11 protein-coding genes are annotated in these 11009 nt (G+C 59.2%); 7 read left to right on the top strand and 4 right to left on the bottom strand.

All coding sequences use genetic code 11. The features are described 5' to 3' along the window. Positions 1–375 precede the first annotated feature (375 nt). Together rhtA and G9Q84_RS27800 are read left to right on the top strand one after the other, a co-directional pair. On the top strand, positions 376–1263 hold the full coding sequence (gene rhtA / locus G9Q84_RS27805) for a threonine/homoserine exporter RhtA (RefSeq protein WP_181644439.1): 888 nt from the start codon (positions 376–378) through the stop codon (positions 1261–1263). Positions 1264–1427: 164 nt separating this feature from the next. Next, entirely contained in the window at positions 1428–1709 is a 282-nt protein-coding gene (locus G9Q84_RS27800; protein ID WP_032886026.1) for a hypothetical protein, read from the top strand. Between the two features lie 110 nt (positions 1710–1819). Here the strand turns inward: G9Q84_RS27800 and G9Q84_RS27795 are convergent, their stop codons facing one another. The 3 genes from G9Q84_RS27795 to G9Q84_RS27785 form a co-directional block, all read right to left on the bottom strand. Continuing rightward, positions 1820–3628, bottom strand: coding sequence for an aminopeptidase P family protein (locus G9Q84_RS27795; protein WP_181644438.1), 1809 nt, complete (start codon positions 3626–3628; stop codon positions 1820–1822). A gap of 39 nt (positions 3629–3667) precedes the next feature. Then, the gene (locus tag G9Q84_RS27790) at positions 3668–4828 is read right to left on the bottom strand and encodes a cysteine desulfurase family protein (protein WP_181644437.1); all 1161 of its coding nucleotides are present in this window, start codon (positions 4826–4828) and stop codon (positions 3668–3670) included. Between the two features lie 232 nt (positions 4829–5060). After that, positions 5061–5330 carry a hypothetical protein gene (locus G9Q84_RS27785; RefSeq protein ID WP_181644436.1) on the bottom strand — a complete coding sequence of 90 codons (270 nt, stop codon included), beginning with the start codon at positions 5328–5330 and terminating at the stop codon, positions 5061–5063. A 399-nt stretch (positions 5331–5729) separates the two neighbouring features. Between G9Q84_RS27785 and msuE the strand changes: the two genes are divergently transcribed. From msuE to G9Q84_RS27765, 4 genes are read left to right on the top strand one after another with little or no spacing between them, the layout of a single operon-like run. After that, positions 5730–6293: an FMN reductase gene (gene msuE / locus G9Q84_RS27780; protein WP_095184335.1), complete on the top strand. Its 564-nt coding sequence runs from the start codon at positions 5730–5732 to the stop codon at positions 6291–6293. Between the two features lie 9 nt (positions 6294–6302). Continuing rightward, complete coding sequence (gene ssuD, locus G9Q84_RS27775) at positions 6303–7442, top strand: FMNH2-dependent alkanesulfonate monooxygenase (RefSeq protein ID WP_032886023.1); 1140 nt, start codon at positions 6303–6305, stop codon at positions 7440–7442. A gap of 55 nt (positions 7443–7497) precedes the next feature. Next, positions 7498–8685 carry an acyl-CoA dehydrogenase family protein gene (locus G9Q84_RS27770; RefSeq protein ID WP_181644435.1) on the top strand — a complete coding sequence of 396 codons (1188 nt, stop codon included), beginning with the start codon at positions 7498–7500 and terminating at the stop codon, positions 8683–8685. Positions 8686–8698: 13 nt separating this feature from the next. After that, a complete protein-coding gene (locus G9Q84_RS27765) occupies positions 8699–9802 on the top strand; it encodes a sigma-54 interaction domain-containing protein (protein ID WP_122755846.1) in 1104 nt (367 codons plus the stop codon). Here the strand turns inward: G9Q84_RS27765 and G9Q84_RS27760 are convergent. Next, positions 9791–10156 carry an antibiotic biosynthesis monooxygenase gene (locus G9Q84_RS27760; protein ID WP_122755845.1) on the bottom strand — a complete coding sequence of 122 codons (366 nt, stop codon included), beginning with the start codon at positions 10154–10156 and terminating at the stop codon, positions 9791–9793. The genes G9Q84_RS27765 and G9Q84_RS27760 overlap by 12 nt on opposite strands. A gap of 99 nt (positions 10157–10255) precedes the next feature. Between G9Q84_RS27760 and soxR the strand changes: the two genes are divergently transcribed. Continuing rightward, complete coding sequence (soxR, locus tag G9Q84_RS27755) at positions 10256–10696, top strand: redox-sensitive transcriptional activator SoxR (RefSeq protein ID WP_032886019.1); 441 nt, start codon at positions 10256–10258, stop codon at positions 10694–10696. Positions 10697–11009: the final 313 nt, after the last annotated feature.

Here is an 11009-nt window from a genome sequence, read left to right as displayed (position 1 = left end):
CAACCACTTGCGCTTCTGATCTCTCATCAGCGGGAGGCGAATTCTACAGCGTTACACGCTGCTGTCAACACCTCTTTTTCAACTTCCTTTTGGCTTCGATGAACTGAAGCAACTTACTGCCGAAAACTGCGCAACTCATTGTTTACCAAGGAGTTTTCCGTTTCGACTGCGCCGGAAGTGGGGCGAATTATAGGCTCCCAGAATTTTACGTCAACCTTTAATTTGGTTTTTCTATCAAGTCGCCCACCAACCTTCATGTCCTTCTATATATAGACAGCCACCCGCATAACACTGAGCAATATATTGCTCAATTCCAAGTAGTTAAGCATCATAGCAGCCTCTGCTACTCAAATATGACATCGGACGTACATCCCAATGACCACCTCTCCCCGCAGCCTGGCTTCGGCATTATTTCCTGTCGGCCTGCTGCTGATCGCCATGGCTTCCATCCAGTCAGGAGCCTCGTTGGCCAAGAGCATGTTCCCGATTGTAGGCGCACAAGGCACTACAACCCTGCGCCTAATTTTCGCCAGTGTGATTATGCTGCTCATATTGCGACCATGGCGCGCCAAGCTGACCGCCAAGTCCCTGCGCACCGTGGTCATCTACGGAATGGCCCTGGGCGGCATGAATTTCCTCTTCTATATGTCACTGCGCAGCGTGCCCCTGGGCATCGCCGTAGCCCTAGAATTCACGGGACCTCTTGCAGTGGCCATTTACGCGTCGCGCCGGGCGGTGGACTTCCTGTGGATTGCCCTCGCAATCGTCGGCCTGCTTCTATTGATCCCCATGGGAGAAGCGAGCAATGGTATCGACTTAGTTGGCGCAGCCTATGCATTAGGAGCGGGAGTCTGCTGGGCACTCTACATCCTGTTCGGACAGAAAGCAGGTAACGACAACGGCGTCCAGACCGCCGCTCTTGGGGTGATGATCGCAGCACTGTTTGTCGCGCCCATTGGCATCGTCCACGCTGGCAGTGCCTTGTTGACGCCTGCGCTGATTCCAATAGCCATCGGCGTCGCCACTCTGTCCACTGCCCTACCCTACACCCTGGAGATGGTAGCGCTGACGCGCCTCCCTGCACGAACTTTTGGCACCCTCATGAGCATCGAACCCGTATTCGGCGCGCTCTCAGGCCTACTCTTTCTGCAAGAGTACTTATCACTGGCACAATGGCTGGCCATTACCTGCATTATCCTGGCCTCGGTAGGCGCGACGCTGACGATGCGCAATGACTCGAAACCACTGGTTCCAGCGGATTGAATCATCTTTGAATGTACCTCTGGCATTTGCCGCTCATTTAGGCCATGTTTAAGCGCTAAACGAATGTCATTCATGGAGTTTTTCGACAAGGACAGCGCGAACACTACACTCGAGAGCGAGTAGAGCCGGCTTCAAGTATTGGGAAGTGGCTATTAAGGATGGGAATGAAGCGAATTTTGATAGTGTTAATGGTCGTAGCCATTGCTGGCTGTGCCGCGACTACCAAGACAGAAGTAAAACGGGGAAAAAGAGGACTGCATATCAACTGTTCCGGCCTGTCCTCCTCTTGGGACCAGTGCTACACCAGTGCAACCAACTCTTGCGGTACCAAGGGATATCGGGTCATCGCCAAGTCCGGTGACAATTCCGAGGAACCCGGGGACTATCCCTTTGGCATCAATCCTGCCGGGTACACCAGCCGCAGCATGATCGTTATCTGTAAGTAATCGCCCCCGAGCAGTCATCCTCGACTGCTCATCGTGCCCAATCAGCTCTCGATTAACACTCATCCTTGAACGCCGCTTGCAAGCAGATCGCAGGCGGCGTTTGCTTCAGATCAGATAGCTGCCGTACGCAGTTGCAACCACTCTAGCCCCGCGCCGCTCAGCAACGAGCTCAAGCGCTCACGCACCTGCGCGTGATACGCGTTGAGCCACGCGCGCTCATCCGTGGTGAGCAGCGACGGCTCAAGACAACGCGTGTCGATCGGGCAAAGCGTCAGGGTTTCAAACGACAGAAACTCACCAAACTCGGTCTTGCCCGCTTCGCGGTTCAGCACCAGGTTCTCGATACGCACACCCCAACGCCCCGGCCGGTACGTACCCGGCTCAATGGAAGTGATCATCCCCGGCTGCATCGCCGTTTGCGGAGCGGCGGCGGCCTGATAAGCAATCACTTGTGGACCTTCATGCACATTGAGGAAATAACCTACGCCGTGCCCAGTACCGTGGCCGTAGTCCACACCATCAGCCCATATCGGCGCACGGGCAATGGAATCCAGCAACGGCGATAGAATCCCCCTCGGGAAATGCGCACGGGACAGCGCAATAACGCCCTTCAGCACCCGGGTGCAGTCTCGTTTCTGCTCCTCACTCGGCGTACCGATAGGCACCATGCGTGTGATATCCGTTGTGCCGCCCAAGTACTGGCCACCCGAGTCGATCAACAGCAAGCCATCACCTTCGATCACCGCATGCTCTTCCTCGGTGGCGTGGTAATGGGGCATTGCGCCATTGGCGTTAAAGGCGGCAATAGTGTTGAAACTCAGCGACACATAGTCGGGGCGACGGGTACGGGCTGCGGTCAGGTGTTCATCAATGGTCAACTCCGTGATGCGCTCACGGCCCAGCGCACTGTCCAGCCAGGCGAAGAATTCGCACAGAGCGGCGCCATCCTGCTCCATGGCCCGGCGGATGTGCTCGGCGTCTGCCAGACTCTTGCGTGATTTGGCCAATGTGGTTGGATTCAATCCTTCGATCAACTTGACGCCAGCATCCAGGTTTTCCAGCAAGCCGGCGGTTACGCGGGCAGGGTCGACGTGCAACCCTGCACCCGACGGCACTGCACGCAAGGCATCCGCGACCTCGCTGTAATCGCGCAACGCCACGCCATCCTGTTCAAGCACAGCACGCAGATCCGCGTCGACTTTACTCAGCGCCACGAACAACGTGGCCTGCTGTTGACTGATCAGCGCAAACGATACAAACACTGGGTTAAATGAAACGTCGCCGCCACGCAGGTTGAACAACCAGGCGATGTCGTCCAGGGTCGCGATAAAGTGCCAGTCGGCGCCCTTCTCTTTCAAACTGGCGCGCAGTGCAGCGAGCTTCTCGCCACGACTAACGGTCGCTTGCGGTGGCAGATGCGCATAAATCGGCTGGTTCGGCAGGCTTGGACGGTCTGTCCAAACCGTATCGAGCACGTCGATATCGGTACGCAAGCGCGCGCCGCGTTCTGCCAGCTTGGCGCTCAAGGTGCGCGCCGAAGCGACCGCCATCACTGCACCATCCACCGCCACCACACCGCCTTCCGGAGTTTGCTCGGCCAACCACTCCAGTGGTCCAGGTTGGCCCGGCTGCAGTTTTACTAGCTCGATGCCGCTGCCCTTGAGCTCCTTGGTCGCTTGTTCCCAGTAACGACTGTCGGCCCACACGCCGGCGAAATCTGCGGTGACAATCAGCGTCCCCACCGAGCCATGGAAACCCGATAACCATTGGCGGCCCTGCCAGTAACCCGGCAAGTATTCGGACAAATGCGGGTCAGCCGACGGCACCAGCAGGGCGTGGATGCCCTCGCGGCTCATCAGTTCGCGGGTGCGCGCCAGGCGCTGGGGAACCGTTCCATGGGTCAAAGGCTGCGTGCTCATTGTGTCTCCTGCTAACCACTAATAATTGTTATGTGAAAATCAGACGGCCCAGAAGGCCGGCGCGCTGGCCAGTGCGGCCTTAATCAATAGCACCGCTTGGTCAATATCCTGCTCGGTAGTGAACCGCCCCAGACTCAAGCGAATGGTGCGGCCGGCCGAGCGGGCGTTATGGCCAAGGGCAAGCAACACGTGGGACGGTGCATTGCTCGCAGAATTGCAGGCCGACGTCGCTGAAAAAGCGATACCGGCGCTCAATGCCGCGGCATTGAACTCACCTTCGCCGAACGTAAGGCTCAGGGTGTGGGGAATACGTTGCGTGGCACTGCCATTGAGGCGTACACCGGCGATCGATGCCAACTGATCCAGCAGGCGTTGCCGCAACGCGACGATCACCGCTTTCTCTTCGGTGAACGACTGCGCCGCCAGCGCAAATGCCGTGCCCATCCCTGCAATCTGGTGGGTCGCCAACGTGCCGGAGCGCAAGCCGCCCTCGTGTCCGCCGCCATGAATCTGCGCCAACACCTTCTGTTGCGCCCGAGGCCCGACGTACAGCGCGCCGATACCCTTGGGGCCGTACAACTTGTGCGCAGAAAACGACATCAAATCCACCGGCCATTGCGCCAGATCGATCGCCACCTTGCCTGCTCCCTGAGCCGCGTCCACATGCAGCAGCGCGCCGTGTTCACGCACCCGCGCGCCGATGCCGGGGATGTCATTCAGAGTGCCAAGTTCGTTATTCACCAGCATCAGCGAAACCAGGAAGGTGTCTTCGCGCAACGCCTCACTGACCGCGTCGACGCTGATCAAACCGTCGGCGTCGGGTACCAGATAGGTCACGGCTACGCCGGCTTCCTGCAACTGTCGCGCGGTGTCCAGCGTGGCCTTGTGCTCGATCTGGCTGGTGATGATATGCCCACCGGCCACACCCCGCGCCTGGAACACGCCTTTGATGGCGAGGTTGTTGGATTCAGTGGCGCCGGAGGTCCAGACGATCTGCTCAGGCTGTGCGCCCACCAACTCGGCCACCTGGCGACGCGCCTGTTCAACCGTTTGCCGGGCCGCCTGGCCGTAAGCGTGGGAACTGGACGCGGGGTTACCGAAATTGGCGTTGAAGCCCAGGCACTCGACCATCACCTGGATGACCCGCTCGTCCACCGGGGTGGTGGCGGCGTAGTCGAAATACAAAGGACGTTTATTCATGACAGTTAAGACTCGCAAAGCAGGTTCCCGAGAGCGGCGTCTCAGGAGCATCGGCCGGAACAGAGGTCGTCATGTCTACCGGATCGAATGCCATTAAAGAAGGACAATTTTAAGTAAATGTGCGTAGGAACGCTCCTGAAATTCAGCTTAACAGGCTGAAGTCGCGCCATGGAAAACAAAAAGCCCGAGGTCCTTAAAGGGCGCCTCGGGCTTTTTGCTGCGCAGAACGCGATCAACTAGGACGACCATGAAGTACGACGTCGCGCTCGGCATTCATTTCACCTTGGCGATCAAAGCCGAAGGACTTCTGTGGCTGACCGGTCAGTGCCGCACGCTGCTGTTGATATTCATCGAACGACAAGCCTCGACGACTCAGCGCTTCAAGAGCCAATTGCTTGGTCTCTTCGGCAGAGTAGGGACGTAATTCTGGCGATGGATGGCTCGCACAGCCGGCGAGTACGGCGCTGACAATCAATAAGCAAACGGCGAGGAATCGGTTCATGGCGGCGGCTCTGCAAAGGAGGTTTCGAGTCAATGAACACAGGCTACTCCCGACGTCATTCGGTGAAAAATCACCGTCCGTGATAGTCGCTATCAACCGCCGAAGCCCCCTCCGATAGCCCTCTCATATATTTCTTTATGATCTATAAATATGGAAATACGTTCATTTACGGAATAACAGTAACCCTCTATAACTAGCTCCAATTCTGCCAGGCACTGTTCGCCAAGCAACTGTTGCCCAGGCAACAGCCATTCAACAAATCACCAGGCAGGCAACAGCAACATTTTTCAGCAGTGAGCCACAGCCCAAGCCAATCAAGGCCTGCAGCCGTTGGTACAGCTCTTGCTCAACACCTTGCACCTCACTTGCTATGAACCACTGTTGAAAAAGGAACTGTTCATGACCCGTCCACTGAATGTCGTTGCCCTCTCCGGCGGAACCTGGCGCCCGTCGCGCACCCTGGTGTTGACCCAAGCCGTTCTGGCCGAATTGGCCACCCTGCTGCCAATCCAGACCACACTGATCGAACTGGGCGACATTGCCCGGCCACTGGGCGGTGCACTGTCGCGCGATGAATTGCCCGCCGAAGTCGAAGCCCAACTGTTGGCCATCGAACAGGCCGACCTGCTGATCGTCGCCGCGCCGGTCTATCGCGGTTCCTACCCTGGCCTGCTCAAGCACCTGTTCGATCTGGTCGGTCTCAACTCCCTGGTCAACACCCCGGTGCTGCTCGCCGCCACCGGTGGTAGCGAACGCCACGCGCTGGTCCTCGATCATCAACTGCGCCCGCTGTTCGCCTTCTTCCAGGCCCTGACCCTGCCGATCGGTGTGTACGCCACCGAAGCCGACTTCACCGACTACCAAATAACCAGTGAGCCCCTGAAGGGCCGGATACGCCTTGCGGCAGAACGTGCTGCACCCTTGTTTGCAGCGCACTCCCCTTCTCTGCTGAAAATCGCTTAAGGATTGGTTATGGATGTTTTCTGGTTTCTGCCGACACATGGCGACGGTCATTACCTGGGCACCACCCAAGGTGCCCGGCCGGTCACTCTCAATTATCTGAAGCAAGTCGCCCAGGCGGCTGACAACCTGGGTTACTACGGTGTGTTGATTCCTACCGGCCGCTCGTGTGAAGACTCCTGGGTCATCGCCTCGGCGCTGGTACCGCTGACAGAACGCCTGCGTTACCTGGTGGCCATTCGTCCCGGCATCATTTCGCCGACTGTATCTGCACGCATGGCCGCCACCCTGGATCGCCTGTCCAACGGCCGTCTGCTGATCAACGTAGTGACCGGTGGCGACCCCGACGAAAACCGTGGCGACGGCAGCTTCCTCGACCACGCTGAACGTTACGAAGTCTCCGACGAATTCCTACGGATATGGCGCCGCGTATTGCAGGGTGAATCGGTGGATTTCGAAGGCAAACACCTGCGCGTGCAAAACGCCAAGGCGCTTTACCCACCGGTGCAGAAGCCTTACCCACCGCTGTACTTCGGTGGATCCTCCGACGCCGCCCACGACCTCGCCGCCGAACAGGTGGATGTGTATCTGACGTGGGGCGAGCCGCCCGCCGCCGTCGCGGAAAAACTCGCCGATGTGCGTGAGCGCGCCGCGCGCCACGGGCGTACGGTGAAGTTTGGCATTCGTCTGCATGTGATCGTGCGCGAAACCGAAGAAGACGCCTGGAAAGCCGCCGACAAACTGATCGAGCACATCAGCGACGACACCATCGCCGCCGCGCAAAAATCCTTCTCGCGCTTTGACTCCGAAGGTCAGCGCCGCATGGCCGCCCTCCACGACGGGCGCCGCGACAACCTGGAAATCGCGCCCAACCTGTGGGCCGGTGTCGGCCTGGTGCGCGGCGGTGCCGGTACCGCGTTGGTGGGCAACCCGCAACAAGTGGCCGAACGCATTAAGGAATACGCCGACCTGGGCATCGAGAGCTTCATCTTCTCCGGCTATCCGCATTTGGAAGAGGCCTATCGCTTCGCCGAACTGGTGTTCCCGCTGCTGCCGGAACCCTACGCCAGCCTCGCTGGACGCGGTATCACCAACCTCACCGGCCCGTTCGGCGAAATGATTGCCAACGATGTACTGCCGGCCAAGGCCTGATCGGCGCAGCGGCGGCACCGGCCCGGGCCGCTGCTGCCAATAAAGAGGAAAACCCGTGACAGCCAAACCCCACAGCGTCCTGCCATCTCCCCTGCAGACCGCCAAACTGCTGGCCGCCGAATTCGCCCTCAGCGCCGTCGAACGCGACGAGCGCGGCGGCACACCCAAAACCGAGCGTGACGCCCTGCGCCACAGCGGCCTGCTGGCCCTGAGCATTCCCACCCAATACGGCGGCCTCGGCGCCCGCTGGAGCGACACCTTGGGCATCGTGCGCGAATTCGCCAAGGTCGACAGCTCCATCGCCCACGTCTTCGGCTTTCATCATCTGATGCTGGCCACCGTGCGCCTGTTTTCACGCCCGGACCAATGGCAACCCTGGTTCGAACAAACCGCCCGCAAGAACTGGTTCTGGGGCAACGCCCTCAATCCATTGGACACGCGCACCGTGGTCAAGGACTTCGGCGGCTGGCGCGAATTCTCCGGCAAAAAGAGCTTCTGCTCCGGCGCCAGCGACTCGGAAATGCTGATCGCCTCGGCGGTGGATGAAAATGCCGGCGGCAAACTGCTGATTGCCGCCATCCCCAGTGGGCGCAGCGGCATCACTCTGCACAATGACTGGAACAATATCGGCCAACGCCAGACCGACAGCGGCAGCGCCAGCTTCGAACGGGTGCGCGTCGAAGAGTCGGAATTGCTGCTCGACCCAGGCCCGCTGAGCACGCCGTTCGCCTGCCTGCGCCCGCTGATCGCACAGTTGACCTTTACCCATATGTTTCTCGGCATTGCCGAAGGCGCATTCGAAGAAGCACGCACCTACACCCTCACCGAAACCCGTGCCTGGCACAAATCCTCGGCCGAGGACGTGCGCCAGGATCCTTACGTGCTCCACCACTACGGCGAGTTCTGGGTGGCCCTCCAAGGCGTGCGCCTGCTGGTGGAGCGAGCCGCCGAGCTACTGGACCAAGCCTGGGCCAAAGGGCCAAACCTCAGCGAACACGAGCGCGGCCAACTGGCAATTGCCATCGCCACCGCCAAGGTCGCCGCCACCCGCCGAGGCCTGGATCTGTGCAGCCGTCTGTTTGAAGTTACCGGCGCACGTTCAACCCATGCCTCCCTGCGCCTGGATCGCCACTGGCGCAACCTGCGCACGCAAACCCTGCACGACCCGGTGGACTACAAGCTCCATGAACTGGGGGACTGGGCGTTGAACCAATCCCTGCCGATTCCTACGTTCTATTCATAAAAAAGAGGTGCCCATGCAGCTTCTAACCCTACCGCCCTCGCCCGCCCTTGCGACCTCGATTCGCGCCACGGCCCAGGTCTTCGAAGACCCGAAATCCCAGGCGCTGCTCGACCATATCCAGCAAGTGGCGCCCAGCGAAGCCAGCGTGCTGATCATCGGCGAAACCGGGACCGGTAAAGAGCTGGTGGCGCGCCACATTCATAACCTCAGCGCGCGGCGCAACCGCCCGTTCGTGGCAGTGAACTGCGGCGCCTTCTCTGAATCCCTGGTGGAGGCCGAACTGTTCGGCCATGAAAAAGGCGCCTTTACCGGCGCCCTCAGCGCCAAGGCTGGCTGGTTCGAAGAAGCCGATGGCGGCACGTTGTTCCTTGATGAGATCGGCGATTTACCGATGCCCATCCAAGTCAAATTGCTGCGTGTCCTACAGGAACGCGAAGTCGTACGCTTAGGTTCGCGCAAGAGCATTCCGATTGATGTGCGCGTACTGGCTGCAACCAACGTGCAGTTGGAAAAAGCCATCAACGCCGGGCATTTCCGCGAAGACCTCTACTACAGACTCGACGTGGTGAGCCTGGAACTGAGCCCGCTGCGCGAGCGCCCCGGCGATATCCTGCCGTTGACCCGGCACTTTATCGAGGCTTACAGCCGACGCCTGGGCTACGGCCCGATCACGATCAGTCGCGAAGCCGAACAAAAACTCAAGAGCTACAGCTGGCCGGGCAATATCCGCGAACTGGAAAACGTCATCCACCACACCCTGCTGATCTGCCGTAACGGCGTGATCGAACGGGATGATTTACGCCTGTCGAACATGCGCATTGAGCGCCAGGACGACAGTCAGCACGGCACCGACAACAGCGCCGAAGCCTTGTTGGAGCGCGCCTTCCAAAAGCTCTTCGAAGAACAGGCTGGCGCCCTGCATGAAAAGGTCGAAGACGCCCTGCTTCGGGCCGCTTACCGTTTCAGCCATTACAACCAGGTGCACACCGCCAACCTGCTGGGCCTGAGCCGTAACGTCACGCGCACACGCCTGATCAAGATTGGCGAATTGGCGGTGAATAAGCGTCGGCCGGGGGAGAACGTGCAAGGTGAACGGATGCTGCATTTATCCATATAGACGGCAATGCAATGCATTGTCATGGCTGCGCTCAAAACTGCGCAGCACCTGGAACGAACCAAAGGTCACCGCCGTGGCCTGATGGGCGCGAATCAGTGTCCAGAAGTCTTCCTCACCCTGCTCAAAACGCTTGAACGCTGCCTCACCGTGCGCTCGGGACGTCCACTGCAGGTAATTAAGCACCCGCCGGCCGTCATCGCTGACCTGCACGCTCGCACTGAGAAATCCGTCATGGCCCTGGGCCAAACGCTCGCTTTGGGTGGACAAGGCCGCCACCAGGGCAACTTGCTGCTGAGGCTCGATATGGAACTCGATCAGCTGAGTGAAGCCGTGATTCTTCTCTGATACCTGCATGAATACTCCCCTTCCACTGTAGGCAGAATCTTGCGATTCGATGCCACGCAGGGTAAAACCTCCAGTTAAGTCAAGGTCAAGCGCTTAATCGGAGTTTTCATGATTACCAAGGAACTCACCGTCGGCCAACTGGCCGCCCGTAGCGGCGTGGCCGTCACGGCCCTGCACTTCTACGAAACCAAGGGGCTGATTCAGAGCAATCGCAACGCGGGCAATCAGCGGCGCTATCCGCGGGATGTATTACGCCGCGTGGTGGTGATTAAGATCGCCCAGCGCTTGGGGATTCCCCTGGCGACGATTGGCGAGGCATTACAGACGCTGCCAAATGGCCGCACCCCCACAGCCAAAGACTGGGAACGTTTGTCGGCACTGTGGCGCGAAGACCTGGACGAGCGCATCAACAAAATGATGCTGCTGCGCGACAAGCTCAACGGCTGCATCGGCTGCGGATGCTTGTCGTTGGAAGCATGCCCGCTGCGCAATCAGGATGACCTGCTGGGTGAGCGCGGGCCTGGTGCGCAATTGCTCGAGCCCAGTTGAGCTTTCTCGTCGTAACCGCCGGAGCCCTTGACTGGCGTGGCCTATCGTGAAAGGCCGGACCTGCGCATCGACAATGCCACCGAGGGCATCGAGCGCTACAAGAAAGCCTTCGGCGGCACCCACGCGTGTTTGTCGTAAAGGGTTCTGGCAGTCATTTTGGGCGGGCCGTTCAACGGCCAAGCCCATCCTACGCAGCGCGCCGGCCCTATCAACGCCTGCTCGGTGATAGCTCGGAACATGTTTCGTGTTCGATAAACGGGTAAAAAACCACCGAATGTGAATCCGAAACATTTTCTTTCATATCCGGGTTAGG

This window comes from Pseudomonas sivasensis (genome assembly GCF_013778505.1).
Classification (GTDB): domain Bacteria; phylum Pseudomonadota; class Gammaproteobacteria; order Pseudomonadales; family Pseudomonadaceae; genus Aquipseudomonas; species Aquipseudomonas sivasensis.
Note: the sequence above shows the minus strand (reverse complement) of the source record. Positions and strands in the feature narration are given on the sequence as shown.